This window comes from Shewanella cutis, from assembly GCF_022410515.1.
Lineage (GTDB): Bacteria > Pseudomonadota > Gammaproteobacteria > Enterobacterales > Shewanellaceae > Shewanella > Shewanella cutis.
The window spans coordinates 184,737-211,574 of record NZ_JACSDI010000001.1 but is presented as its reverse complement, the minus strand read 5'-3'; the positions used below and the strand labels follow the sequence as shown (position 1 = coordinate 211,574).

Below are 26,838 nucleotides of genomic sequence, written 5' to 3'. Positions count from 1 at the left end.
TTTACACTAATCGGCGGAGGCCATTTTAATCGCTTGGCCGACGCATAACGCACGGCTGATGCAACCTTGTGCAGCTTCTTCCATTAGCACGCATTGTTTGATGATAATGCCGTTGGCACCTTTGTCTGCCGCAGCACGGCGGGCTTCGGTTCTCGCTTCGCTTAAGGATGCTGGCACACCATTCACATCGGCTTGGCAGGATTCGCCTTGCACTAGGCCTTTTAATTCATAGTGGCCTTTAGGCAAACTATCACCTTCAAATAGCGTAACATCGCCCGCTTTGAAATAGTCAGTAATCGCCTCACCGTCTAAATTGCTATTAAAACTGTAGTCGCTGGCACAGGCGCTAAGCAGGAGCACTAATGCACTTGAGAGGATGATTTTCATGGTTTGACCTGAGATTAAGGGGATAGAAGCGCAGTCCTATGGACTGCGCGGTGCGATTTATCTCAGCAAATTCTATCGCTTAAGATACTTTTGATAAAGCTGCTGGTGGCGATTATTCAGATCTATTTGCCGCCCCTCGATCCAAATCGACTCAATTTTGCTGCTCATGGGATCGAGGATATCTCCGTCACTGAGGACAACGCTGCCCTGATAACCCACGGCAATGGCGCCCAAATCGCTAATCCCTAACAGCTTTGCCGCATCTAGGGTTACCGACTTTAACGCTTGCTCGGGTGTAACGCCATAAGCAGCGCTGTAACCTGCGGCGTAGGGGAGGTTACGGCTGTTCCAATCCGATGAAAAACCAAGGGCATAGGGAATACCGGCATTGGCTAGCAACGAAGGGATTTTAAACGGCAAATCCACGGGTTCATCTTTACGTTTAGGCAGGCTTAAAGTGTGTGGATAAATCACACTGGCGTTAACTTCCCTTAAACTTGAAGCCAGTCGCCATGCATCATAACCACCGACAATGACCAATTTAAATTGATATTTTTTGGTCAGGGCAATCACTTGCTCGATTTGGTTAACACTGTCTACGTGGGCAAATAGCGTCGCTTTACCTTGATACAGTGGCAACATGGCTTGCCAACGCAGATTAGGCGAGTTGTCCGTATCCTGTGCATTTTGGCTTAAGAAATAGCGGTAGCCATCCTCAAAGGCGATGATGAGTTTATCGATAGCTTGCTGATTTTTCTCAATGGCTTTGGCTTTTTCCTTTTCATCCTCGGGCATGCGCTTTATTTGCGGCCAGTAGAAATGGAATTGGCCTTCGCTGGGTTGAAGGGCGTCTTCAATTGTCCACGCATCAAGGTCAACTACTACGGATTGCCCTGCTAGCCCATTGCCACTGGGGACGATTTGTGCGTGGGTGATGCCATTATAGCGAATGGTCGGCAGTAGCTCGGAGTCTGGGTTATAGGCACTCGCCGCGCTGATTTGCGGATTGACATCACCGACTTCAGCATTATCGACGGTAGGGCGCACCATCTCGATTTCCACTAAGCCAAGACTGGTATCCAGTGCAATAAGGCCGGGATATAAATGTTTACCACTGGCATCAACAACTTGAGTTGATTCAGTTGTATTAGTGCTTAACTGTGGCCCTAGCGCACTGATTTTGCCGTTTTCAATCAACACATCGGTATTGGTTAGTACCCCTTGGATGACAGTATGCACAGTGGCGTTTTTAATCAGTACACTCTGCGTTTGTTTGGGGGCTGGGACCAAGTTATGTGCCTGTGCTGATAAAGTGATGGTCAGCGTAGACAATAGCAAGCTGGTGGGTAAATGTTTCATTATTTCGCTCCCTGATGATGTTGGCCCCAAGCTTGATAATGGGTATCGCAATGCCATTGTGGCTCATTAAGTGGGGTCACTTTTTCGCCTGTTTTCGCGTTATCATCACTACTGAGAATTTTTTGGATAAGGGCTGCGCGCTCAGTGACCACTTGCTGCTGGGCGAGTTGATCCTCTTCTCGGTCGAAATAGCGTTTACCTTCGACCCAAGTGTGCGTCACCTTGGCATAAATCGACAGTGGCTCGGCATTCCACAGTACGATGTCGGCCATTTTGCCTGGGGTGAGCGAGCCTACATATTCATCGACCCTGAGTTGTTTTGCTGGGTTGATGGTCACCATATTCCAGGCATCTTCTTTCGACATTCCGCAATACATCATCGACTTAGCCGCTTCTTGGTTAAGCCTGCGCTGCATTTCATAGTCGTCGGAGTTGATGCTGGTGAGTACGCCTTGTTTTTGCATCAGGCAGGCGTTTTGCGGGATCGCATCATACACTTCAAATTTATAGGCCCACCAATCGGCAAAGGTCGAGGCACCCGCGCCATGGGCGGCGAGCTCACTGGCAACCTTGTAACCCTCGAGTACGTGGGTAAAGGTTTGTACTTTAAAGCGGTAAGCCTCTGCTAGGCGCAGGAACATTAAGATTTCCGACTGCACATAAGAGTGAATATGCACATCGCGCTGTTGCTTGAGTACTTCGGCCACCGCCTGTAGGCGATAGCTTGGGCGTGGCGCGAGGGTTTTCTTCTTCTCACTGCTGCGTAAATCATCATAATCCTTCAGCGCATTCTCATAGGCGAGTGCTGCATCGAAGGTTTCTTCAAATAAGGCTTTCACGCCCATGCGCGTCTGCGGGAAGCGCTGCACAAATTTCTCGCCCCAGTTACTCTGTTTGACGTTTTCACCTAAGGCAAATTTGATGCTCGCTGGTGCATTGGCAAACTTTAGCTGCTCGGCGCTTTCTCCCCATTTCATTTTGATCAATTGTGATTGACCGCCAATCGGGTTGGCGCTGCCATGGAGCAGTTGAGCACTGGTCACGCCGCCAGCAAGCGCTCGGTAGATGGAGACATCTTCAGGATTGATGACATCGCCTATACGCACCTCAGCAGTAACGGCATCCGTGCCTTCATTGGTACCGCCGTTGATGGCAATATGTGAATGCTCATCGACAATACCCGCGGTTACATGCTTGCCCGTTGCATCGAGGACTTGGTAACCCGAAGGGGTAGTAAGTTGTTGGCCGATTTTTTCGATCCGGCCATTAGCCATTAACAGATCAGCATTCTCTAGGATGCCTTGTTTATCTGAGGTCCACAGGGTGGCATTTTTAATGTGGAGTTTCTCGACGTTAGGCGCGTCAGTTAAACCGTAGGCAACATTGGGGTAGGTGAGTTGGCTTACTAAGGCTTGCGTTTTATCGGCTTTTGGAGTGCTGGGTTGTGTGGCTGTTGGAGCAACCGCAACGCCGGCAACATTATTGCTACGACTTTGAGCATCGACCATGCGACCTTGAATGCCATCTTTAGCTAGCCATAGGATAAAACGGCTGATGCCTTGAATACCTGCCTCGCTTAAATCGGCATTAAAGCTGACTCGGCCATCATCTTCGAGGGTGAGGTGAGTGAGTGGGATAGTCTTCTCACCACTACTTAAGTTGCCCTCAAATGTGGTTTTGCCTGCTTTACCCGTTTCCTTAAGGCTCAAATCTAAGGTTAAATTATTCAGCGTCAGCTGATAGTCACCCAACATCTTGGCCTGTGACAGCGAGCGAAGACGTTGTTCTTGTCCCTGCAGCCAGACACTGTAAATCTGTCCATCTTTAAAGATATTGCCCTTCGTTATCACAAAGTCAGCCATATAGCCTGGAGCGAGTTTACCAGTAAAGTCGGCGGTTCCCGCCATTTCGGCGGCTTGGGTGGTGAGGGCGGCAAGGGCCTTATCTTCACTCAGTCCTTGCGCAATGGCTTGGCGTAGGCGTGGCCAAAAGGCATCTGTCTTAATACCAAATTGCGTAAAAGCAAACGGAATGCCCGCATTCGCGACCGCAGCAGGATTTGTCGGGGCGCGTTCCCAGTGTCTTAGTTCAGCAAGTGATACTTCGCGGTCGGCATCATCGGTACCCACATCTGGTGCCTGCGGGTAATTAAGAGGAAGAATTAGAGGGTAATTCAGGGCCTTTAATTCGTTTAGGCGCGCATATTCTTGGCCACTGGCGAGCAAGTTGGCGGGCTGCTTATGTTCTTTTAGTAGGTTAGCGGCGCGCAGCAAATCGTTGAGATTTTTTGTTTCAAATACGATTTGTTTCTCGGCTAGGTTATCTAAACGTTCGAAGGCGATATTAAATTCCATCTGGGGTGATGTTGAGCTATTAACAGGCTTACTCTTATTTTGGTTATACCAGTTAGCATCGGCAAAGGTTTGTCTGATAAGCGCGATACTACCCATTAAGGATTCGGGATAGTCTTGCTCAGAAGTGCCTTTATCAAACGCCATAAAGGGTTGACTACGTGCGCGATAAATCACCTCGTTAGCATTTTTATCGGCTAATGAAAGGCTGACACCTGTGCCGCGGAAAATACCATCAAGCTTACTGCTTTGCACACTGGTAAAGCCGTTATTGATCCAATCCTTTGCCCGTTCTTTATTGGGATAAACGTAATTAAACCATTCTTTTTCAGCGTGAATTGCACCATTTTCAGCATTGCCCCCAATACGCTTAATATCGTAAACCGGACGCTTCAGCCCAAGTTTGGGATATTCAAACTCGATAGCATAATCGGTAAAGGGATCGATAAAACCAGGATAGATAGTATAACCACTGAGATCGACCTTTAATGCCGCAGCAGGGATACCATCTTCTTCAATAATGGCTTTGATACGATTGTTTTCAACTAACAATGTGGCATTTGATAGTCGTTTTCCTGGTGCGATAATTAATTCTGCATTAGTAAATGCGGTTAACTTATTGACGGGGACAATGGGATTGGCCTCGGCAAAAATGGGATGGGATACCAAACTACTTATTATGCCGCAGCTTATTATTATCTTGTTGTTTATCAGCATTTTTTATTCACTAAGATGGAGGGTGAATAAAGAGTAACCTAAAGCAGATGTAAATACTAAAGTTGAATTGTAACGCAATTTAAGCATTTGCTTGAATGCCCACGGCGGGTTTCGTAGGCAATAAAAAAGCTCGCATTGCGCGAGCTTTTTAGTTACCTAGTGTTAATAGCAAACTGCTATTAACAACACAGTTCTGGATTAGATTAAGAAATCATCCATAGAACGGCCTTTATTGACTTCGTTCTTAAATACCGTCGGCATACGACCTTGACCAGTCCACTGGATCACTTCGCCGTCAACTTCAATTTGGTATTTCGCTGGACGAGGAGCGCGTTTTTTGCTCGAAGCTTTAACCGCAACACCGCCTAAGTCGTCGATTGATAAACCAACCGCTTCCATTTGTTGACGGATTTCTTCAATTTTGGCATTACGAGCTGCAATAGCTTGCTGCTCTTCAGCTTCCATTGACTCACGCTCAACTAAGATTTTATCTAGCTTAGCCGCTAAATCACGCAGTTCATCAACGCTGAGATCTTTTACAGCAGCTTTAAAACGACGACCGTGAGTTAATATTTCTAAAAATTCGCTCATATCTATTTTCGTCCCACTCTATTTTTAATACAGGATAATGGTGAACAACAGCTAAATGATAGAAACTAATATTGCTCGAATCAAATAAAATTATGCAATAAACAGAAATTAAATATTATTTAAGTTTTGAACTTTTTATATTTAGCAAATAACTGTTCAAAAATGTGGCCAATACCACAGTCTTAAAAAATGCAAACAGGCGTTTGACTTTGGTTGACGTTAACGTTAACAGGACGTAAAGTGGCTCTATCCTGCATTGGTGATGACCAATGTTTTGTCCATGTACATGAAAGTGTAGGAAGGAAACCCTATGAAAGTATTGGTGCCTGTTAAGCGCGTTGTTGATGCCAATGTGAAGGTCAGGGTAAAAGCTGACAACACCAGCGTTGATACCGCAAACCTCAAAATGGCGTTGAACCCTTTTTGTGAAATTGCAGTAGAAGAAGCGGTTCGTTTAAAAGAAGCGGGCAGTGCTACAGAAGTAGTGGTCGTTAGTATCGGCAATAAAGCCGTTCAAGAACAATTACGTACCGCGTTAGCCCTCGGTGCTGACCGTGCTATCCATATTGATACTGAAGAAGAGTTAGCGCCAGTATCCATTGCCAAATTACTTAAAGCCGTACAAGAAAAAGAACAAGCGCAATTAGTGCTGTTTGGTAAGCAATCTATTGATGGTGATAACAACCAAACGGGCCAAATGTTTGCGGCATTAACCGATATGCCACAGGCAACTTTTGCTTCAGCAATCAAAGTGGAAGGTAATTCAATCCAAGTGGCCCGTGAAATCGATGGTGGTATGCAAACCCTGAGTCTGCCATTACCTGCTGTAGTGACAGCCGATTTACGTTTAAACGAGCCACGTTATGCTTCTTTACCGAACATCATGAAAGCCAAACGTAAGCCATTAGATGTGCTGACGATAGCGGATTTAGGTGTGGCGCTAAAAGCCCATCAAACTGTAGTCAAGGTGACGCCACCTGCTGAACGTAAGGCCGGTATCATGGTTGCGTCGGTAGCAGAGCTGGTTGAAAAGTTAAAGAATGAAGCGAAGGTGATCTAAATGGCCATTTTAGTATTAGCTGAACACGATAATGCGGCGCTTAAACTGGATACCGCTAAGGTTGTCACCGCAGCGCGAGCGATTGGTGATGAGATCCATGTATTGGTCGTCGGCCATCAATGTGGCGCAGTGGTTCAAGCGGCGCAAGCCTTACAGGGCGTCGCCCAAGTTTTAGTCGCCGATAACAGCGTTTATGAAGCGCATTTAGCCGAAAACGTGGCTAAATTGCTGGTGGATTTAGCGCCAAGCTATAGCCATATCCTCGCCGCGGCATCAAGTGCTGGCAAAGATACTTTGCCACGAGTAGCCGCCTTGTTAGATGTTGCTCAAATTTCTGAAGTGATTGCTGTGGTGAGCAGTGATACCTTTGTGCGTCCGATTTACGCGGGTAACGCGTTAGCGACAGTACAAAGCCACGACGCTGTTAAAGTGATGACAGTGCGTGCCAGTGCCTTCGATGCTACAGCGCAGGGCAACAGTGCCGCCGTGATCACATTGGATAAAGTGTTTGCAGCCAAAACTCAGTTTGTATCTCAATCACTGACGGTTTCAGCGCGTCCCGAGTTAGGCAATGCGGGCATTATTGTTTCTGGCGGTCGCGGCATGGGCAGCGGTGAAAACTTCGGCATGTTAGAGCAATTAGCCGATAAGCTTGGTGCCGCAGTGGGAGCCTCACGTGCAGCTGTTGACGCAGGCTTTGTGCCTAATGATCTGCAAGTAGGCCAAACAGGTAAGATTGTCGCACCTAATCTCTATATTGCTGTCGGTATTTCGGGCGCTATCCAACATCTCGCAGGGATGAAAGACGCGAAGGTGATTGTGGCTATCAACAAAGATCCTGAAGCGCCTATCTTCCAAGTGGCCGATTATGGTCTCGCAGCCGACTTGTTCGAAGCTGTCCCTGAGTTGATTGCATGCCTAAGTTGATTTTGTTCGTGATCTAAGTCAGAGTAATCGGCTTTGCGGTGGTAACTGCTTAGCCGCTTATGTTTTTATTTGCCTCACGCCCATGCATGGGCGTTCTTAGAAGTAGAGGCGCACCAAATATCAGTAGTGATCAGTAGGGTGATTCCATTGATCGATCACGAAAGGATTTGGTGCCGAAGTAGTTTGATTTATCACGATCAACTGCTGGGGTTGTGCCTAACAGGTACAACACTGCCATAGTATTTCCTGATACGGATATTAGGAATCGTTACTATGGAGCGCTACTGATAGGACAGGTGATCTTGGGTATCTATTGCCTTTTCCCACCCGTTCAGTCGCCCTCCATTCGTATTTTGACGAAGAAATAATCAATGACTGTAATTAGTTATGCCGATTCGGCACTTTCTTTGCTGCCGCCCGTGGTGGCAATTGTATTGGCGATTGTGACTCGCCGCGTTCTCCTTTCCCTCGGTTTAGGTATTGTGATTGGGGTGTTATTACTCAATCAATTTTCGCCACTGGCCAGCGCTGAGTTTTTATTTAACAACGTAAAAGGACTTTTTTGGTCGGAAGCAGGGGTAAATTCTTGGAATTTAAACATCCTCGGTTTCTTAATTGTATTGGGGATGATCACAGCTCTTATTACCGTGAGTGGAAGTGCGCGAGCGTTTGCCGATTGGGCACGCTTGCACATCCGTAATAAACGCGATGCCAAATTACTGACCATGTTTTTGGGCTGTGTTGTATTTATTGACGATTATTTCAATAGCTTAGTCGTTGGTTCCGTCGCCAGACCCGTGACCGACCGCTATCATATTTCCCGCGCTAAACTAGCTTATTTATTAGATTCAACAGCGGCGCCTGTCTGCGTTATTTCGCCAGTATCGAGTTGGGGTGCCTATATTATTGCGCTGATTGGCGGCATATTAACTGCGCATGGCTTTGCGGATTCAGGGCATTTAACTGTATTTATTCAAATGATCCCTATGAATTTTTACGCTATTTTTTCTTTATTATTACTGCTTTGTGTTGCATTTATGGGGTTAGATATTGGCCCGATGCGCGAACATGAATTAAATGCCATGCGCGGTAATTTATATGATGAACGTAAAGGTTTACCGCCAGGCGCAAATGCCGATTTACCCGAAGCTGAGACAGGTAAAATCCTCGGATTATTTTTGCCTATAACAGTACTGGTATTTGCCACGCTGTATTTTATGATCGACAGTGGTGCCCAAGTGTTAGCGAAAGAAGGTATTGAATTTAATATTATTTCAGCCTTCGAAAAAACCGATGTGAGTTCATCCCTGTTCTTTGGTGCGTTAATTGGTTTAGCGGTTGCGCTGGTGCTTAACCTAGTACAAGGCGTTGAAAAGTCCATGGTGGTCAAAGGAGTGGTGCAGGGCGCTCGTTCTATGCTACCTGCTATTTATATCCTATTGTTTGCTTGGACTATTGCGGGGGTGATTGGTCAGTTAGAAACCGGTAAGTTTATGGCAAGCCTCGCGACGGGCAATATTCCCTTTGCCTTTTTACCGGCGTTGATGTTTGTGTTAGCGGGCTTAACGGCGTTTTCAACCGGTACCAGTTGGGGCACGTTTGGCATTATGCTGCCGATTGCGGCGGATATGGCGATGGGCAGCCATACGGCCATGATGTTACCAATGCTAGCTTCGGTTTTGGCGGGTGCGGTATTTGGTGACCACTGCTCACCTATTTCGGATACCACGATTCTGTCGTCAACCGGAGCGAGTTGCCATCATATTGACCACGTAGTGACTCAGCTTCCCTATGCTGTGATTGTCGCGCTTATTAGCTTGGTGGGTTATGTGGCACTTGGCGTGACGGAATCTGTCAATGCAGGGTTGCTGACGTGCAGCGTATTATTTGTGTTGACCATTATTGGTTTGCAAATTAAATCTACAGGCGTAGTGAAATAGCCAAGGTTGAAGCTATTTACCAAGTCATAAAAACAAATCAGCCAGCAACTATGCTGGCTGATTTTTTATCTATCAATCATCCCAGATTACTTGGTCTGATTGAGTCCACGGCGGTTGAGTAAACCTTCAGTGGTGGGTTCTTGTCCACGGAAGTTTTTGTAAGCTTCCATTGGCGCAATACTGTTGCCCACTTCGCGAATGGTCTTGCGGTATTTCATGCCGATGTCACGGTTTAAGCCACCTTGGGTTTGCACATAGGCAAAGGCATCGGCCGCTAAAATCTCACTCCACATATATGCGTAGTAACTTGCTGAGTATCCACCAGGGAAAGCGTGGGCAAAGTAAGTCGACTTATAACGTGGTGGAACCGCAGTGATATTTAAGCCGTGTTTTTTCAGCGCATTGGCTTCAAATGTTGCTACATCTTGCAGTGGCGCATCAGGGCTTAATGAGTGCCATTCCATATCAACGAGGGCGGCAGCCATATACTCCAACGTATCGAAGCCTTGGTTGAAACTACCTGATTTTAAAAGTTTTTGCAGTAACTCATCAGGAATAGGTTTGCCCGTTTCGTAGTGTTTAGCATAATTGGCTAACACTTTAGGGTGAGCAGCCCAATCTTCTTCGAATGTTGATGGGAATTCCACAAAGTCACGGGATACTGAAGTCCCTGAAAGACTTGGATAAGTCACTTTGGAGAACATACCGTGAGTGCCGTGCCCCATTTCGTGGAACATAGTGGTGACTTCATTGTAGCTCACGAAGGTCGGTTGGCCTTCAGGTGCTTTTTTAATGTTCATCACGTTAACCACGACAGGCTTTGTGCCTTCAAGGAAGGATTGCCCTACAAACGAACTCATCCATGCACCACCGCGTTTGCCTTCACGGGCAAAGTAGTCAGCATAGAAAATCGCCATGCTTGAGCCATCGGCATCAAACATTTCGTAGGCTTTCACATCTGGGTGGTAAACCGGTAAATCTGGGCGTGGTTTTAAGGTAACGCCATAGAGTTCTTTGAGGGTGTAGAACACGCCATCTTCAAGTACGCGGTTGAACTCAAAGTAAGGGCGGATACTATTGGCATCGAGGGCGTATTTTTCTTGGCGAACTTTTTCAGCGTAGAATTCCCAGTCCCACGGTGCAAGTTCAAACTTGCCACCGGTCTTGTTGATCATCGCTTGAATATCGGCGGCTTCTTTTTCGGTATTGGCAACAACGGCTGGCACCATAGATCCGAACATGCTGTAAACCGCTTCAGGGGTTTTAGCCATTTGCGGTGCAAGGCGATAGCTAGCCCAGTTTTCATAACCAAGCAGTGCTGCACGTTCGGCACGTAATTGGGCTAAGCGGGACACTAAGGATGCGGTTTCGTTTTCACCCTTTAATCCACGGTTTGCCGAGGCTTCCCAGATGCGTTGGCGTAATTCACGGTTCTCTAATGAAGCCAGAATGGGTTGGCGCGTGGTGTTAGTGATATTGATTAAGTACTTACCTTCATGACCCGCGGCCTTGGCATCGTTTGCTGCTGAGGTGATTTCATTGTCAGAGAGGCCCGCGAGTTGCTCTTTGTTATCGACAACAATGGCGATGTCTTTGGTTAAGCGCAGTAAGCGTTGGGAGAATTCATTGGTCAGTGTAGATTGCTCTTCGTTTAAGGCACGGATCTTCACTTTTTGCTCATCGGTCAGTTTTGCGCCTGCCATGATGAAGCGTTGATGGTACACCTCGACCAAGCGCACTGCTTCAGGGGTTAAGCCTAAGTTATTGCGATTGTTATAAATCGTTTCTATACGAGCAAACAGCGCTGGGTTGAGGTTGATATTGTCCGAGTGCGCTGCCATTTTGGGGGCCATTTCCCCCTGGATTTTGCGCAGGGTTGGATTGCTGTTTGAACCCGCTAGATTGTAAAACACGCTCGATGCACGGTTGAGTAGGGCGCCACTTTTTTCCATGGCGACGATAGTGTTATCGAAGGTAGGTGCGGCTGGATTGTTCGCAATGGCCAATATTTCTTGGTATTGCTCTTTAATGCCTTGTTCGAGTGCAGGCTGAAAATGCTCATCTTTAATGGCATTGAAATCTGGTGCTTGATATTGCAGCGTGCTGGCTTGGAACAAGGGGTTTTGTGTTTGCACTGCGGCGACATTTGTGGCTTTGGTGTCTTGAGAACTGCAGCCCGTCATTGCTCCGGTCATCAGTGTGGCGCCAATGGCGATTGCAATAAAACTTTTACGCATAGTCGAGTGATTTCCTTAGAATTGTAGTTTTAGAATTGTAGTTATTCGTGACTCTAGTGTTATTAACTTAAATAGGACTGAAAACCTATAGTGTGAATTGTAAGAAAAAGTAAACAAAAAAGCGCCCCAAGGGTTTTGGGGCGCTTTGAACTATTTCCTTGCAGGGAAAATAGCGGTTCGACTAACTATTTACGAGTGAAGTTATGGTATTTTTCGATACCAGCGCTGCTACCTGGATTGTGGCATACGGCACATGCTTCGCCTGTGGGTTGTTTAAACCAATCTGGCACGCTTGGCACACTGATTTCACCTCCATTGCTTAGCATGTGGGCTTTAGCTGCATCGCCCGTGTGGCAAGCATAACAGTTGGCGGAGACTGGGCTGGTCATTTTATTGCCGGGTTCAAGAATGTATTGATTAGGCACTTTGTCTAAATCAACTGCTGTCTCATGACAAGCAACACAACTTGTAACAGGATTGATAGCCCCTGCACCGTTAGCCGTTTTCGCTTGAGTACCATCGGCGGCTACTTCACCCACGTTGGCACCATTACCCCAGTGCCAACTGTGTACCATGGGACCAAAACCTGCGCCGAGTGTAGCGGGTGTGCGTGCCATACCGTTGTCATGACAAGCCACGCAAGCCTTACCACCTTCGTCAAATGCGCCATTTTTATGGAAAGCGGTAGCATCATTGTGGCAAGTGATACAGCTGTTATCACTTACTACGCTGCGGCGCTCAAAGGCGGAGACTTTCGCTGTTGTCACCGGATTGACTACATCAGAGTACGCGGTAAATGATATGCCCATTGAGCCATCATAACCGGTTGTTCTTAAACTACCATTGCTTTGATAGCGTTGGTTACCATCGTATTCCATCCAGCCAGCGGTACTAAAGGTTACGCGTGCAGAGTAGGCATAGTTGGCATTAAAGGCTTGAATATCTGCGAGTCGATGACAGATATTTTTAGACCCGTCAGCATTGTAACCATAGTAGTAATTGGTTCGATTGCCTGGGCGGCCAACTACGCTGCCATTTTCATAGCCATGCAAGTATGCTCCGGCATAGACGATAGGTTTCTTCGCGTCATAGACCAGTGGGTTGGAGTAGTTGAAGTTATCTTTAATGCTAAAGAGATTACCGTCGGTATCTTTGACTGTAAGAGTGGTACACCAGCCAGGTTCTGCCATCACTACTGCTGCACCAGTTGGCGCGTAATGATCAGTTTTTGTTGAAATATCATCAACCTTAACAGGGGTAGATAATTCTAGTTTGTATTTAGCACGAATCGCTTGGCGTTCAGTGATGCCTGTTTTGCTTTCATGTGTAATACGCAGATCGGCACCCGCATTTGGCGTAATAACACCAGGTACACCGCCAGTGTTGTGGCAGTCAAAACAACCAGGGCCTGAAATATTAATATTTTTTGGGGCTTCAACGTGGCAAGTAGAGCAGTTCATCACACTGAAATCTTTGGTAAATTCCTGATGATTGAGATGACCAATTTTTGAGAGTGTATTGGTTGCATAGCCACCAACTGAGAAGCCTTCAGCATTTTTAGCTGCGCGGCTAACGGAGCCGTGGCAGGCTAAACAGCCTTCCACAAAGGTGATTTCTCCATCAACTCCCTTGGCGACATATTCATGGTGTTGGCGAGGGCTAGTCGAATAGTCAACGTGACAGGCGTAACACGCTTCGGTGGCTGTGCTAAATTGGCCTTCTGGTTTATTTACGACGATACGTGCTGCAGCAACAGGGCTCGGAGCGTTTCTTTGAGGACCAACACTGAGCAATACTATGCCTTCAGTGGCAGTTGTGACGCCTTTCATTGGAGCGACAAATTTATAATGTCCGTCATCAATTTGGGTCAATACCGCACCCGTTGTTGCTTGAGTGACTGAACCACCAATGTGAACATTATCTGCAATACCATTAATATCCGCTTCAGTGCGGTTATTAATAAAACCTTTATCCGTTAAGGCGGCTACTTTGCCTTCAACCTGATTAAGTCCATTAATTGGGCTTCCATTTTCATCAGTAATTTCAAACTCATAACTGATGGTCCCTTCGCCTAATGTGTAGTTTATAACCTTGAGATTGGTTAGGGTTGATTTGGTGACAGGCGTTGGTTTCCAAGGCTCACCAGGTGTCCCCGGGGTTCCTGGAGTGCCTGGTGTTCCAGGCGCGCCATCAACACCATCTTTACCATCACTGCCGCAACCTACTAGCGCACCGGTAAGTGCTAAGGCAACGACGTATGCCAGTTTTTTAGAGGTGAATATTCTCATCATAATCTCCATTTAATCCAATATGCATTTAATGGCACGGATTACAGCACTAAAGTTTGCAGGGGAGATTAGTGCCTTGAACCGCTGATTTCATTTGCAAGCATCGATTACTTTTATTTTTGTGAGTACGAGTTGTCTCGGAGGTGATATTAGTGTTAATGGGGTGTTTTATTTTTGAGCTGTGCCACATTTATGTCTAATACTTTGGAGGTAGATCTCGTTTTTAACATATAGTTTACATAAGGTTTTTCTTATAAAAAAAGAACCGAGATTTTTAAGATTTCTTGCAATTAATGCCCCTAGGGCGTGTTGACATATCAGGGGGGGGCTGCAATTTGGTTGGTCTTTATGCTAGGCAAAGTCAGTGTAGTTATTCTATACAAACGGACGATAACGAGGCAGAAACGGTGAGCTAAATGCTGCCCGAAGGGCTCGTCTGGCAAGCCCTTGCTGTTACGTTTGGTCATAAGAGCAGGTTGTCATTTGAGTAGCATCACGACACATCATTCCTCATTACGCGAGAACGTGCTTGCCAGAACGAACAACATCTAATCTCGAAATGTCAAAACGCCCTAGACTTTAACTTTGTAGCAACATCGAATAGCAAGGCTTATTTGCAGTACCACTGCACCTTGTTAAAGTTGGTTTAAAAATATGCCACTAAGGCGAAAGGGGCTAAATGCGAGTGTCGAGAGTGTTTTGATTGGCTTGGCAATGCTAAACTACTGGCCAATTTCACCAAGTCGGTTTGTTATCGTTTTAAAGGGCACATGTTTTGGCACAACTTTACTTTTACTATTCAGCAATGAACGCAGGTAAATCTACTTCTTTATTGCAATCTTCCTATAACTACCGCGAGCGCGGGATGAATACCTTAGTGATGACGGCTTCTATTGATGACCGATACGGTAAAGGCAAAGTGGCATCACGGATTGGTATTGAGACCGAAGCGCAGGTTTTTAGCAGCCATGATAATTTGGTCGAGATGATTACCGCAGCTCATCAGGCTAATCATCTTAGTTGCGTGTTGGTGGATGAATGTCAGTTTTTAAGTAAAGAACAAGTCAAGCAGTTAACCTATGTTGTTGATAATATTGATATCCCTGTGTTGTGCTACGGACTAAGAACTGATTTCCAAGGCGAACTTTTTAGTGGTAGCCATTATTTATTAGCCTGGGCAGATAAATTAGTCGAACTAAAAACCATTTGTCACTGCGGACGCAAAGCCAATATGGTGGTGCGCCTCGATGGCGAAGGTAAAGTGATGCGTGAAGGTGAGCAAGTCGCAATTGGCGGCAATGAAAGTTACGAATCGGTATGCCGTAAGCATTTTCGTGAGTTTATTTGGGATTAACCTAAGCTGGGCTGTTATTTAAGCGATAGCGTAAGTATTTTTGTGCTAACCACTTTGATGCTTGCTGCTAAGTCATTAAAATACGGTGAAACTAACAAAGATACGTATTCCATCCTAGATTAATTAGATCGAGTTCAAACAAGGTTGCGGAATGTATCGCTGCGGTATGTATTACAAACCGCAGTGTGCGTTAGCGTTGTGCTTGACGTATTGAACATAGGTTGGGAAGAATTCCACGTATAAAGGATGTGTTAAGTGATTTTTTGGAGCCGTTTTGCCTAATTCTACACAAGAAATGCAATTCGAAAATTATCGTCCTCGTCCGCCACAACCTGAACCTAAGGCAAAGCGTCAGCGCAAGCCTAGATCTAAAGGGCGCGCTTGGTTTTTGTTATTTATTCTTGTTTTTTGTTTAGCGATTTTGATTGGGCAGGAGATCAAAACTTCTTATTACCAATCTAAGTATATTCATCAATACGCTAAGACACTGACCTATAAGCTGAAAAACGAGCCAACTCAGTCGGTTATCTATCCAAGTTATGGCCCGTTCGATGAGCGCCACGGCTATAGTAAGCTGCCACAATATATCGATAGGTTACTGCAGCGTAATTTCCAAGTGACTCAGCAGGTGGCGTTTTCGCCAGCGCTGCAGGAATATGCGCAAATGGGCTTCTTTCCGCCATATCATGAGAAAGCCCAATCCGGTTTGACCTTACTCGACTGCCGTAATACCGACCTCTACGAGTTCACGTATCCAAAACGTGTCTATCAGGATGACGATAAAATTCCCAATGAAATCGTCAATACTTTGCTGTTTATTGAAAACCGCGAGTTGTGGACCACAGAACCCAAACTCAATCCGGTGATTGACTGGCCACGTTTTGTTGTGGCTGGGATGAGCCAAATCGCTGAAATGATTGGGATGAATGTCTCTACTGCGGGTGGCAGTACCTTGGCGACGCAAATTGAAAAGTTCCGCCATTCTTCCCAAGGATTAACCTTAAGTATCAAAGATAAATTACTGCAAATTGGTTCGGCCACCGTGCGGGTGTATCAGCAGGGAGAAATCACCGAACCTGCACGCAAACGTATTATTCAAGATTATTTAAATACGGTGCCGTTATCCTCTGCACCTAATCACGGTGAAGTGCATGGCATAGGTGATGGCCTATGGGCTTGGTTTGGCACGGATTTCGATACGGCAAATCAGTTGCTATCTTCCCCCCAAATAAAAGCCAATGCAGCTAAACGTGGTCAAGTGTTCCGTCAAGTGGTGGCACTGATGATTGCCCAACGTCGACCTTCTTATTACCTATTACAGGGACATGATGATTTAGAAACGCTGGTCGATAGCCATATCCGTTTACTCGGCCAATATTATCTGATTGACCGTAAGCTCAGGGATGCCGCTCTAGGGCAAAAATTACAGTTTAAAGTCGCTAAACCCCAGCGTAATACCCAATCGGGTGCGGATAAGGGCGTTAATACGATCCGTATTCGTACTGCGGGCATGTTAAATGTGGGGTTATATGATTTAGACCGCCTCGATTTGACCGTGAATAGCAGCCTACACAGTGAATTACAGCAGCAGGTGAGTAACTACTTACGTAGCCTTGGGCAGGCTTCAATGGCTGAAAAAGTTGGACTCTTAGGTGAGCGTTTACTCGAGCCAAGTCAGCTGCAAAATGTGCTCTACAGTTTTACGCTGTACGAAAAAACCGAGACGGCTAACCGCGTGCGGGTACAAACCGATAGTACTGACCAACCTTTTGATATTAACGAAGGCAGTAAGTTAGAGCTTGGCTCTACGGCAAAACTCAGAGTGCTCGCGACTTATCTTGAGATCATTGCCGAAATCCACGACAAGTATTCCAAAAAGCACGGCATTGAGTTGGAATCGATAGTGATTGAACCTCGCGATCATTTGACGCGCTGGGCGATTGACTATTTGATTGTTAATCCCGATAGACGCCTTGATCGTATGCTCGACGCCGCGCTGCAGCGGGAATATTCCGCCTCGCCTAATGAGCAGTTCTTTACTGGCGGTGGTTTGCATGTGTTTAATAACTTTAAGAAAACAGAAGATCTTAAAGTACCAACCATGTACCAAGCGCTGCAGGACTCGATTAACTTACCTTTTGTACGTTTGATGCGTGATATCGTCAACTACAGCAGCAGTATGCAAAACGAAGGCAATATGGCGCGTTTGCTACGCAATGATAAAGATCCACGCCGCGAAGAGTATTTGCGAGTCTTCGCCGACCGCGAGGGCAATACCTTCGTGACTAAGTTTTACCGTAAATACAAGAAAGTGGCGCCCAATGAACGTTTAGAGCTATTTTTTGATGGTCAAACTCAGGCGGAGCAACAACTCACTGCGGCTTATCGTTATTTGCAACCCAATGAGTCAATCGCCGCCTTTAAGGCCTTTTTACAGCAGCGTCTACCGCAAAATAACTACACAGATAAGCGCATCAAAGATCTTTACAACAAGTACGGCCCAGAGAAATATAACCTCCCAGATCAAGGTTATATTGCGCGGGTGCATCCGCTTGAGCTGTGGGTGCTCGATTACTTGAACCAACATCCTGAAGCGAACCTCAACGATATGAAAGAGGCGAGTAAAGATGAGCGTCAAGAAGTGTATCGCTGGCTGTTTAGAACGCGGCATAAAAACGCGCGGGATGTGCGAGTACAAGTGATGCTAGAGGTTGAGGCCTTCCTCGATATTCATCAACGTTGGGCGCGTTTAGGTTATCCCTTTGAATCTATGGTGCCTTCTTTAGGTTCGGCGCTCGGTAGCTCGGGCGACAGGCCTGCCGCTCTTGCAGAGTTGATGGGAATTATCCAAAACGATGGTTATCGTTTGCCTACAGTGCGGATTAATCAACTGCACTTTGCTGAAAATACCCCCTATGAAGTGCGGCTTGAAAACCAAAATACCCAAGGAGAGCGGGTGATGCGCCATGAAGTGGCACAGGCCTTAAAGGCGGCTCTTGGTAACGTTGTTCAAAACGGTACTGCAAGACGTCTAAAGGGGATCTTTACCAATGATAATGGTGCCATGCTCGCCATTGGTGGTAAAACCGGTACAGGCGATAACCGCATTGTGACGCAAATGCAGCAGGGCCGCAAAGTGGCTACCACGGCGATGAACCGCACTGCGACCTTTGTGTTCTACTTGGGCGATAACTACTTTGGCACGCTAACCGCTTTTGTGCCGGGCAGTAAGTCGGATGATTTTAGTTTTACCTCGGCACTACCACTGCAAGTGATGAAGGGCATGATGCCGATCCTTGCGCCCTATGTGAAATCCTCAAAAGGCATGTGCGTGCTGGAAGAGTAATACCAATCACATTAAATATCTAATCAGTTCAGAGCCTCACTGGCATCTCAATCCAAGGCGCATTGACGAAGAAATGGTGATTCCCTTTTAAGTCAATGTAACACGGGAGTGAGATACCTGTGAGGCTCCCGAAGGGCGGGATTGAACGGGCTTTATACTGCGTTTAAGGCTTTCGACAGAGCGCCACTATGCCTTCGAGCCTTCGCCTTGTCTAAAGCCCGTTTAACTCCCGCTGAATGAACAGATATTTAATACGATTGGTATAAGTTAGCGTTTCTGGGATACACAAAACCCCGCAACCGTGAACACGATTGCGGGGTTTTTATTTGAGATAAAGGCGGCTATTCGTCGGCGTTAATATATTGCTTGCGGTCTAAATCGTATTTACGCATCTTGTCGTACAAGGTTTTACGGGGCAGTTCGAGTTGTTCCATGGTCAGCTTAATGCTGCCCTTATTATGGCTGAGCGCCTCTTCAATCAGTACTCGCTCAAAAAACTCGACCCGTTGTAGCAAGGACATACTGGTATGCAAACTGGGCGCATTGCCTAAGGTGCCCGCAAAAGCGGCTTCGCCGCCGAGTAACACATAACGCTCGGCAAGGTTTCTAAGTTCGCGCACATTGCCAGGCCAATCATGGGAGGTGAGAATGGCATTCTGTTCGGCATTAAGGGCAATTAACGCCTTGTGATAACGCGCCGAGGCCATACGGGCAAAATGTAAGAACAACAAGGGAATATCTTCGCGGCGATCCCGAAGTGGTGGGATCGGCACTGTGACCAAATTTAAGCGATAGAGCAGGTCTTGACGAAATTGTCCGGTATCACACAGGGACTTTAAATCTACCTTAGTGGCGGCGATCACTCGAATATCCAAGTGAATACTTTTATTGGAGCCTAGGCGCTCGACTTTACGATCTTCCAATACTCGCAGTAATTTAACCTGTAACGACAGCGGCGTACTTTCAATTTCATCTAAAAATAGGGTGCCGCCATTGGCATATTCAAACTTACCGATACGCAGTTTATCGACGCCAGTAAACGCGCCGGCTTCGGCGCCAAATAACTCGCTCTCAATCAAGTTTTCAGGAATGGCGCCGCAGTTAATGGCGACAAAGTTGGCTTGGTTGCGATTGCTGTGGTCGTGTAAGTAGCGGGCGACTAATTCTTTACCTGTGCCAGTTTCGCCTTCAATTAACACATCGGCAGGGGTGTCGATCACTTGGTCGATAATATGGCGCATACGCAAAATGCCCACACTGTGGCCTAATATCCGCGGCCCTGGCACATTATGGCTTTCTAACTCTTTCTTTAATTTACGATTTTCAAGAGTTAGGCTGCGTTTATCTAGGGCGCGTTTTACCACATCTAACATATGTTCGTTGTTAAAGGGTTTTTCGAGAAAATCGTAGGCGCCTTGCTTTAAGGCATTGACTGCCATGGCGATATCGCCAAAGCCGGTAAGGAGTACCACGGGCAAATCGGCATCTTGCTGGCGGATTTGCTGCATCAGACTGATGCCATCAAGTTGCGGCATATTGACATCAGAAATCACCACCCCAGCCCAGTCTCTGTCGAGTAGTTTGGCAATGCCTTTGGGATCTGTGGTTGCGAAGGCTTTTATACCTTCGAGTTCAAAAAGTTGCACTAGTACTGTGCCAATATGGGGCTCATCGTCGATGATGAGTACGCTATAGTCTTGAATTGAATTGGGCACACTCATAATGACTGGCGTTCCTCGGCTAAATAAATCGGTAAAATAATCTGGAAAATGGCGCCACCGTCTTCTGCATTGGCGACGTTAATCTGCCCCTGCATCGACTCGATAATGCGTTGGGAGATGGATAAACCTAGGCCTAGGCCAGTGCGCTCGCTGGTGGTGAAATAGGGCTCGAAAATTTTCTCCATTTGGCTTTCGCGTACTCCAGGGCCGGAGTCCTGAATACTGATACAGAACTTATCTTGGCAGTTTACCCTAATACTCAGTTTGCGTATTACCGATTGCTGCATGGCGACAATCGCATTGCTCATAATATTGACAAACACTTGCTGTAATCGCACCTTGTCGCCCCAGACCTGATATTGTCCTTCGGGCAAAAGCACATCGAGCTCAACCCCTTGTTTGTCGATTTCGGGTTGGACTATGGTCAGTGCTTGCTTGATGCAGCCCTTAAGATCGGTCGCACTATCCGTGCCTTGGCTCTTACGGGTAAAGCTTTTAAATTGGCCAACAATATCGGCTAAGCGGTCGGTTAGCTCGATAATAATCTTCAAGTTATCCAATGCCTTGTCTTGCATATTGCGGGCAAGGAAAGTTTGGGTATTTTGCGCGTAGCTGCGAAGGGCCGCCAAGGGCTGGTTAAGCTCGTGGTTGATGCTGGCGGATAAACTCCCGATGACGGTTAATTTGGCAGCTTGGATCAGTTCATCTTGGGTGTCTTTTAGGCGGTCATTGGCTTGCTGCAGATCGTAAGTTCTTTCCTCAACTCGTTGCTCCAGCAAACTTTGGGCTAATTGCATGCGCTGCAAGTTACGGCGCCGCTCACTGCTAAAGAGCAAACCTAAGGCTAGCAGCAAGTAGATAGAGGCCGATAACAGCATGAGGGCTGGCATTGACTCGTGAAGCGGTTTCAGAGGTGCAAGAATATGCACCCGCCAACCGGCTTTGGTCATCAAATGATGGGTATCCATATATTGCGCCTGACTGTTGCCTTCGCGGATGTGATAGATATGACCGTTACTGGTACTGTCATCTTGATATTGTGGTTTTATTAGCAATTCACTAATGGGGCGTTCTGCGTAACGTTTCGAGGCATTTAAGGCATATTGTTTAGTTTGCGTGAGTGGCGTCAGTGAGGTTAAACGCCATTCATCAACACTGGAAATAAACACGATATCATCGGGATCGCTGATTAAGAATTGATATTGGCCTGCCATCGCTATACTGGTGCTTTGCTGCTCAATATCGGCGATATCCACTTTCACAATAATGGCGCCCAGAATGCCTTTTCCACCTTGCTGATAAATAGGATACGAAAAGTAAAAGCCGCGTTTATCCGAGCTGGTGCCCACCGCATAGTAGCGACCTAAATTGCCTGAAATGGCATCGGTGTAATAGGGTCTAAAAGAGTAGTCTTTGCCGATAAATGAAAAAGGCTGTTGCCAGTTGCTAGCTGCAATCGCAATTCCTAGCGCATCAATTAGGTATATATCAGAAGCCTCGGTGACATGTTGAATTTCTTCTAAATAGAGGTTGAGCTCTTGTACCTTTTGCAGATTTTGCTGGTCGTTGAGTACATTGGCAAGCATAGGGTTGGTAGAGAGCACATGGGGAATACTCTCATACCGCGATAGAGCGCCATCTAGAAAGCTCACTAGTTCTTTGAGTTGTTTCTCTGACTGTTGTTGGATGTCTATTTTGCCCTGATAAAAATGCACCCAGTAAGTTAATTTTAAGATGGCAAATAAACCTGCAAGTAGCACTATGGTCATAAACAGACGTTGTTTGGCTTTTGGCGTCATGGGCAACATAGCAGGCGATCCTGATCCACACGGAATAAAACAAAGCGAGCCTGAGTAGGCTCGCTTAAAAACTATCTAGAATCAAGGAATAATCTTTATTCCTGAAGATTAATATCCGTTGAGCTTGTCCAGTAATTCTGGCAAGAACAGGGAGATTTGTGGCACATAGGTGATAAGTACCAAGAAGGCCAACATCAATACTAACCAAGGTAGTACAGATTGAATTACCCAGCCAATGCTGCGGCCAGTGATCCCCGCCGTTACAAAGAGGTTAAGCCCCACCGGCGGCGTCAGCATACCAATCTCCATGTTGACCACCATAATGATACCTAAGTGAATAGGGTCAATACCAAGTTGGGTGGCAATTGGGAATAGAATTGGCGCCATAATCAACACGATAGCCGATGGCTCCATAAAGTTACCCGCGGCTAACAGCAGCAAGTTAACAATAATTAAGAAGCCCCAAGCTGGTAGGCCCATGCCCACAATATACTCGGCAATAATATGCGGAATACGTTCAGTGGTGAGCACATGTGCAAACAACATGGCGTTGGCAATAATAAACAGCAACATGATGCTGACCTTGGCACCATCACGCACCACATGGCGGATTTCTTTGTCGATAGGGGTTTTAATCAGCCCAAGTACCATATGACCTAAGTTACGAACGATAGCACTTGGTATGGCTTCATTAGGGTTGCGCCATGCAACATTTTTCAGTGGACCAATATCACGATAGCCAAATACCGCAATAAAGTATGCATACATACAAGCTACGGCGGAGGCTTCGGTTGGGCTGGCTACACCACCGTAAATTGACCCTAATACTATGAAGATCAGCGCCAAACCGCCTAAGGCTTTAGCACTGGAAATACCCAGTTGTTTGAAGCCAGGAAAGGGGCGTGATGGGAGGTTTTTAAAACGTGCGACGATATAAATGACTATCATCAGCAGGAAACCCATCATTAACCCTGGGATTAAGCCTGCCATAAACATTTTGGCTGCGGAGACTTCGGTCGCGGCAGCATACACTAACATCACTATCGATGGTGGGATCAAAATCCCTAAGGTGCCAGAGGTAGTAATCACGCCAGAGGCAAATTTTTCGGGATAACCCGCTTTGACCATGCCCACGATGACAATCGAACCAATGGCGGCAACTGTGGCTGGCGATGAGCCGGAAACGGCCGCAAACAGCATACATGCCATTACTGAAGCCATCGCTAAACCACCACGAATATGGCCGATACTGTCCATTGCAAAATCAATGATCCGCCTTGCCACTCCACCCGTTGACAGGAAGGCTGAGGACAAAATAAAGAAAGGAATCGCCAGCAGGGTATAGTGCTCGGACGATGACTCATAAAGTTTTAATGCCACAGAGGCAAGTGAATCGTTGGAGAATAATAAAATCGTCAGCATGCTAGAGAAACCTAACGCAATCGCGATAGGCATGCCTAAAAACATACAGACGAGTAGGGCAGTAAAGAGGGTCGCAATCGCCATTACTTCGCTTCCTTATTGTCTGTTTGGGCTTGCTTTACTTGCTGAGCACCGTCATCAATTAAATGCATACTTTCTTTCGCTTCATCGGCGAATTGGAAACCGGATACTTGGTTGCGTAAAATGGCGATAAACAATTCTAAGAAACGCCAAGTTAACATGCTAAAACCAATCAGTAGAATGCTTTGGGATAGCCAAATTGGCACAGCACCGTCTTCGACATCAATTTTTAATGTGTTCCACGCAAAGTCAGGATCTAAGCTGTTTAACAGAAACTTAGGAAAGTGAATATCTTCCATCGGCACGCCAATTTGGTACATCTGCGACAGATATTGCCAGCTACCTTTCAGGAAAAGCCCGCAATAAGCCAAGCAAATCAAGGCTGTCACTAGGGATGTGACCTTTTTAGCCTTTGGTGAGAGATTTTTTACAAAAGCATCAACACCGATGTGCGCGCCGACTTTTACTCCGTAGGACATCCCAAAGAGTACAAACCAACCACACAGGGTCAAGGTCAGTTCTTGGATCCATAAAAAACCGGTATTAAAGAAAAATCGTGCCACTACCTCTGTAAACACTAAGAGTGTCATTAAGGTGATCAAGAGGTTAAGCACCCCTTCTTCAAAATAACCAAAAATTCGCGATATCACAGCTGTACTCCCCCTCGCTCAAATACCGCTTAACCCCGAAATGAGATTAAGCGGCTTATTTCATTATTATTTATTTGCAGCAACAGCGGCTTCAATCACATCTTTACCGACTTGGTCTTCAAACTTAGCCCAAACAGGTTTCATCACATCAATCCATTTTTGACGCTCTTCAGCTGTTAAGCTCACCAGTTGTGAACGTTTAGAATCAAGGATTAATTGCTTGTCTTCGTTATCTTTTTCAGCAGCAATTTTATTACCTAAAGCGATTGATTCATCTAAGGCTTCTTTGATCACTTTACGTTTGTCTGCTGGTAAGCTTTTCCAGAAGGCATCAGAGGTTACGACCATGTAGTCCAACACGCCGTGGTTACTTTCAGTAATATGGCTCTGAACTTCATAGAATTTTTGTGAGTAGGTGTTAGACCAAGTGTTTTCTTGACCGTCGATTGCGCGGGTTTGCAGCAGGGTGAACACTTCAGAGAAAGGTTTCTTCACTGGGATAGCGCCCACAGCATCAAACTGAGCGGCTAATACGTCAGATGCCATTACGCGGAATTTTAAACCTTTAGCATCGGAAGGTTGCTTCAGTGGAGTGTTGGCAGTGAATTGCTTCATACCATTATGTAAATAGCCTAGACCCACAATCCCTTTACGGCTCATTGAGTTGAGCAGTGCTTGACCAGCTTCACCTTGTTGGAAACGGTTTACTGCATCCATATCATTGAATAGAAATGGCAAGTCGAAAACCTGTAGACGCTTAGTGTAACGCTCAAATTTAGAGAGTGAAGGTGCGACAAATTGCACGTCGTTTAAAAGAAGTGCTGCTAACTCGTTGTTATCCCCAAATAACTGAGAGTTAGGGAATACACTCACTGTATATTCACCGGGTAAACGTTGCTCAACGAGTTCTTTAAACTTCAGCGCCATTTGACCCTTTGGCGTATTTTCTGCAACCACATGGGAGAATTTGATTTCAACGGGGGCAGCAAATACGTTAAAGCTTGCAGCAAACACTGAGGCTAGTGCCAGCATCTTAGCTACGGTTTTTAATGGACGTGTGATACCCATCTGCTGATTCAATGTCATTTTTGAGTTCCTTTTTCTGTTGTTAGGATTTGTCCTCAGCCTTGGTTAGTTTGTTACCAAGTGTGAGTAGGAATACAGCCTTGATTTCCCTGAGGTCTGTCTTAATAAAGGCAAATACCACGCCAACTTATGACATGCTCTGTAAGTATTTGGTTAACAAAGTGTATTTGATTTGACCTTTGTCACACTTTGGGTTTTGTGGGTGAGATCTCGCTCACACTGGTTTTGGGTTTGGGTGGAAATCCACCCATAGTGAGTTGGTGGTATTAATGGGTTCGGTTTTAAGGTTGATGTTTAACTGAGCAAAATAAGTTGCTTTTAGATCAAAAGCGGTTTGAAAAAGACTATGAGGTAAGAAAATCGGGGAGAAGGATGCGGAAAATGCTATGAGCGCTAACCATGGTCTTCGCCAATTCGCTTAAGAATTTCATCACTCGGGAGTAACTCCAAATGCCCTCGCTCATCGAAGTACCAGCCGGTAATAAAGCCCTTTTGGCGCATGCTCACGAGATTTTGCATAACTTCACGGGCTTCTCTCAGAGCGGTTTGCTCGTCACAGGCATGGGTATGTTTAAGATAAGCTGCAATATTGGTTAGGGATGCTGATTGACTGACACTGGCCATAGTACTGATCTCCAAATAGCCCAAGACAATAAATCAGCGCGATTTTAGCGAGAAATAGGTAGGATTCTGTGTAACAGAGCCACTTAAGTACATGCTGATTTAGATCAAGCATAGTTCAGATGCAGTTAGGGTAAAGATTATGAGGGAAATATGGTGGTCGCTACTGGGATCGAACCAGTGACCCCCTCCTTGTAAGGGAGGTGCTCTCCCGGCTGAGCTAAGCGACCCGGGGAATATTTGTGCTGAAGTATATGGTGGTCGCTACTGGGATCGAACCAGTGACCCCCTCCTTGTAAGGGAGGTGCTCTCCCAGCTGAGCTAAGCGACCTGGGCATTATTGGATACTGTAGAATATGGTGGTCGCTACTGGGATCGAACCAGTGACCCCCTCCTTGTAAGGGAGGTGCTCTCCCGGCTGAGCTAAGCGACCGGAATTCTTACAATATACAATTTTAATGTCATTCTCAGAAATATGGTGGTCGCTACTGGGATCGAACCAGTGACCCCCTCCTTGTAAGGGAGGTGCTCTCCCAGCTGAGCTAAGCGACCTGGGAATGACTACACAGTGAGGTTATATGGTGGTCGCTACTGGGATCGAACCAGTGACCCCCTCCTTGTAAGGGAGGTGCTCTCCCGGCTGAGCTAAGCGACCCGGGTATATAACAACGTTTAAGCCATGATTAAATTTGAATTTAACACATGGTGGTCGCTACTGGGATCGAACCAGTGACCCCCTCCTTGTAAGGGAGGTGCTCTCCCAGCTGAGCTAAGCGACCTCTGCTGTGTGGAGCCGTATTATAGGGAGGTTCGATCGGGTGTCAACGCTTTTTAGTGAAAAAAGCATTGGTCGCGCTATTTTTGTTCGCATTGACTTAATGTTAATCACCACCTCATTCAA

General features: G+C 46.2%; 17 protein-coding genes, 6 tRNA genes and 1 riboswitch. Of the genes, 5 read left to right on the top strand and 18 right to left on the bottom strand.

Annotation, left to right across the window (positions count from 1 at the left end; all coding sequences use genetic code 11):
* Positions 1-6: 6 nt before the first annotated feature.
* The 4 genes from rcsF to H9J30_RS01085 form a co-directional block, all read right to left on the bottom strand.
* Positions 7-387, bottom strand: coding sequence for an Rcs stress response system protein RcsF (rcsF, locus tag H9J30_RS01100; RefSeq protein ID WP_240129322.1), 381 nt, complete (start codon positions 385-387; stop codon positions 7-9).
* A 72-nt stretch (positions 388-459) separates the two neighbouring features.
* Positions 460-1,746 carry an amidohydrolase gene (locus H9J30_RS01095; protein WP_240129321.1) on the bottom strand — a complete coding sequence of 429 codons (1,287 nt, stop codon included), beginning with the start codon at positions 1,744-1,746 and terminating at the stop codon, positions 460-462.
* Positions 1,746-4,814 (bottom strand): amidohydrolase family protein, encoded by a 3,069-nt coding sequence (locus H9J30_RS01090; RefSeq protein ID WP_240129320.1) that lies wholly within the window; start codon positions 4,812-4,814, stop codon positions 1,746-1,748. Before H9J30_RS01090 ends, H9J30_RS01095 begins: the two co-directional genes overlap by 1 nt.
* A gap of 198 nt (positions 4,815-5,012) precedes the next feature.
* Positions 5,013-5,405, bottom strand: a complete 393-nt coding sequence (locus H9J30_RS01085) for an H-NS histone family protein (RefSeq protein WP_240129319.1) — start codon at positions 5,403-5,405, stop codon at positions 5,013-5,015.
* A gap of 310 nt (positions 5,406-5,715) precedes the next feature.
* On the opposite strand from H9J30_RS01085, the gene H9J30_RS01080 reads away from it, so the two are divergent.
* The 3 genes from H9J30_RS01080 to H9J30_RS01070 all read left to right on the top strand — a co-directional run bounded on the left by H9J30_RS01080 (position 5,716) and on the right by H9J30_RS01070 (position 9,332).
* A complete protein-coding gene (locus H9J30_RS01080) occupies positions 5,716-6,465 on the top strand; it encodes an electron transfer flavoprotein subunit beta/FixA family protein (RefSeq protein ID WP_240129318.1) in 750 nt (249 codons plus the stop codon).
* Positions 6,466-7,392: an electron transfer flavoprotein subunit alpha/FixB family protein gene (locus tag H9J30_RS01075; RefSeq protein WP_240129317.1), complete on the top strand. Its 927-nt coding sequence runs from the start codon at positions 6,466-6,468 to the stop codon at positions 7,390-7,392. It abuts the gene before it with no gap.
* 95 nt (positions 7,393-7,487) lie between these two features.
* Positions 7,488-7,684, top strand: a riboswitch (Lysine riboswitch).
* Between the two features lie 79 nt (positions 7,685-7,763).
* On the top strand, positions 7,764-9,332 hold the full coding sequence (locus tag H9J30_RS01070; protein ID WP_240129316.1) for a Na+/H+ antiporter NhaC family protein: 1,569 nt from the start codon (positions 7,764-7,766) through the stop codon (positions 9,330-9,332).
* An 86-nt stretch (positions 9,333-9,418) separates the two neighbouring features.
* On the opposite strand, the gene H9J30_RS01065 is transcribed toward H9J30_RS01070, so the two are convergent.
* Positions 9,419-11,569 carry a M3 family metallopeptidase gene (locus H9J30_RS01065; RefSeq protein ID WP_240129315.1) on the bottom strand — a complete coding sequence of 717 codons (2,151 nt, stop codon included), beginning with the start codon at positions 11,567-11,569 and terminating at the stop codon, positions 9,419-9,421.
* A gap of 185 nt (positions 11,570-11,754) precedes the next feature.
* Entirely contained in the window at positions 11,755-13,857 is a 2,103-nt protein-coding gene (locus H9J30_RS01060) for a multiheme c-type cytochrome (protein WP_240130037.1), read from the bottom strand.
* Positions 13,858-14,632: 775 nt separating this feature from the next.
* Between H9J30_RS01060 and H9J30_RS01055 the strand changes: the two genes are divergently transcribed.
* Both H9J30_RS01055 and H9J30_RS01050 read left to right on the top strand, forming a co-directional pair.
* Positions 14,633-15,211: a thymidine kinase gene (locus H9J30_RS01055; protein WP_240129314.1), complete on the top strand. Its 579-nt coding sequence runs from the start codon at positions 14,633-14,635 to the stop codon at positions 15,209-15,211.
* 274 nt (positions 15,212-15,485) lie between these two features.
* Positions 15,486-18,557 (top strand): transglycosylase domain-containing protein, encoded by a 3,072-nt coding sequence (locus H9J30_RS01050; protein WP_240129313.1) that lies wholly within the window; start codon positions 15,486-15,488, stop codon positions 18,555-18,557.
* Between the two features lie 341 nt (positions 18,558-18,898).
* On the opposite strand, the gene H9J30_RS01045 is transcribed toward H9J30_RS01050, so the two are convergent.
* The 12 genes from H9J30_RS01045 to H9J30_RS00990 all read right to left on the bottom strand — a co-directional run bounded on the left by H9J30_RS01045 (position 18,899) and on the right by H9J30_RS00990 (position 26,716).
* A complete protein-coding gene (locus H9J30_RS01045) occupies positions 18,899-20,278 on the bottom strand; it encodes a sigma-54-dependent transcriptional regulator (RefSeq protein ID WP_240129312.1) in 1,380 nt (459 codons plus the stop codon).
* On the bottom strand, positions 20,275-22,086 hold the full coding sequence (locus H9J30_RS01040; protein WP_240129311.1) for a sensor histidine kinase: 1,812 nt from the start codon (positions 22,084-22,086) through the stop codon (positions 20,275-20,277). The genes H9J30_RS01045 and H9J30_RS01040 overlap by 4 nt, the downstream gene beginning before the upstream one ends.
* Before the next feature lie 99 nt (positions 22,087-22,185).
* Positions 22,186-23,583 carry a TRAP transporter large permease gene (locus H9J30_RS01035; RefSeq protein WP_240129310.1) on the bottom strand — a complete coding sequence of 466 codons (1,398 nt, stop codon included), beginning with the start codon at positions 23,581-23,583 and terminating at the stop codon, positions 22,186-22,188.
* Positions 23,583-24,230, bottom strand: a complete 648-nt coding sequence (locus tag H9J30_RS01030; RefSeq protein ID WP_240129309.1) for a TRAP transporter small permease — start codon at positions 24,228-24,230, stop codon at positions 23,583-23,585. The genes H9J30_RS01035 and H9J30_RS01030 overlap by 1 nt, the downstream gene beginning before the upstream one ends.
* A 66-nt stretch (positions 24,231-24,296) precedes the next feature.
* Complete coding sequence (locus H9J30_RS01025) at positions 24,297-25,316, bottom strand: TRAP transporter substrate-binding protein (protein WP_240129308.1); 1,020 nt, start codon at positions 25,314-25,316, stop codon at positions 24,297-24,299.
* A gap of 393 nt (positions 25,317-25,709) precedes the next feature.
* Positions 25,710-25,940, bottom strand: coding sequence for a hypothetical protein (locus tag H9J30_RS01020; RefSeq protein ID WP_011073026.1), 231 nt, complete (start codon positions 25,938-25,940; stop codon positions 25,710-25,712).
* Positions 25,941-26,091: 151 nt separating this feature from the next.
* Positions 26,092-26,167 (bottom strand) — tRNA-Val (locus tag H9J30_RS01015).
* Between the two features lie 25 nt (positions 26,168-26,192).
* A tRNA-Val gene (locus tag H9J30_RS01010) sits at positions 26,193-26,268 on the bottom strand.
* A gap of 26 nt (positions 26,269-26,294) precedes the next feature.
* Positions 26,295-26,370 (bottom strand) — tRNA-Val (locus tag H9J30_RS01005).
* A gap of 43 nt (positions 26,371-26,413) precedes the next feature.
* Positions 26,414-26,489: transfer RNA gene (locus H9J30_RS01000), tRNA-Val, on the bottom strand.
* Positions 26,490-26,516: 27 nt separating this feature from the next.
* Positions 26,517-26,592 (bottom strand) — tRNA-Val (locus H9J30_RS00995).
* A 48-nt stretch (positions 26,593-26,640) separates the two neighbouring features.
* A tRNA-Val gene (locus H9J30_RS00990) sits at positions 26,641-26,716 on the bottom strand.
* Positions 26,717-26,838: the final 122 nt, after the last annotated feature.

Coding starts and splice junctions, on each gene's coding strand:
- rcsF (WP_240129322.1), bottom strand. CDS start 387: ATGAAAATCATCCTCTCAAGTGCATTAGTGCTCCTGCTTAGCGCCTGT.
- H9J30_RS01095 (WP_240129321.1), bottom strand. CDS start 1,746: ATGAAACATTTACCCACCAGCTTGCTATTGTCTACGCTGACCATCACT.
- H9J30_RS01090 (WP_240129320.1), bottom strand. CDS start 4,814: ATGCTGATAAACAACAAGATAATAATAAGCTGCGGCATAATAAGTAGT.
- H9J30_RS01085 (WP_240129319.1), bottom strand. CDS start 5,405: ATGAGCGAATTTTTAGAAATATTAACTCACGGTCGTCGTTTTAAAGCT.
- H9J30_RS01080 (WP_240129318.1), top strand. CDS start 5,716: ATGAAAGTATTGGTGCCTGTTAAGCGCGTTGTTGATGCCAATGTGAAG.
- H9J30_RS01075 (WP_240129317.1), top strand. CDS start 6,466: ATGGCCATTTTAGTATTAGCTGAACACGATAATGCGGCGCTTAAACTG.
- H9J30_RS01070 (WP_240129316.1), top strand. CDS start 7,764: ATGACTGTAATTAGTTATGCCGATTCGGCACTTTCTTTGCTGCCGCCC.
- H9J30_RS01065 (WP_240129315.1), bottom strand. CDS start 11,569: ATGCGTAAAAGTTTTATTGCAATCGCCATTGGCGCCACACTGATGACC.
- H9J30_RS01060 (WP_240130037.1), bottom strand. CDS start 13,857: ATGAGAATATTCACCTCTAAAAAACTGGCATACGTCGTTGCCTTAGCA.
- H9J30_RS01045 (WP_240129312.1), bottom strand. CDS start 20,278: ATGAGTGTGCCCAATTCAATTCAAGACTATAGCGTACTCATCATCGAC.
- H9J30_RS01040 (WP_240129311.1), bottom strand. CDS start 22,086: ATGTTGCCCATGACGCCAAAAGCCAAACAACGTCTGTTTATGACCATA.
- H9J30_RS01035 (WP_240129310.1), bottom strand. CDS start 23,583: ATGGCGATTGCGACCCTCTTTACTGCCCTACTCGTCTGTATGTTTTTA.
- H9J30_RS01025 (WP_240129308.1), bottom strand. CDS start 25,316: ATGACATTGAATCAGCAGATGGGTATCACACGTCCATTAAAAACCGTA.
- H9J30_RS01020 (WP_011073026.1), bottom strand. CDS start 25,940: ATGGCCAGTGTCAGTCAATCAGCATCCCTAACCAATATTGCAGCTTAT.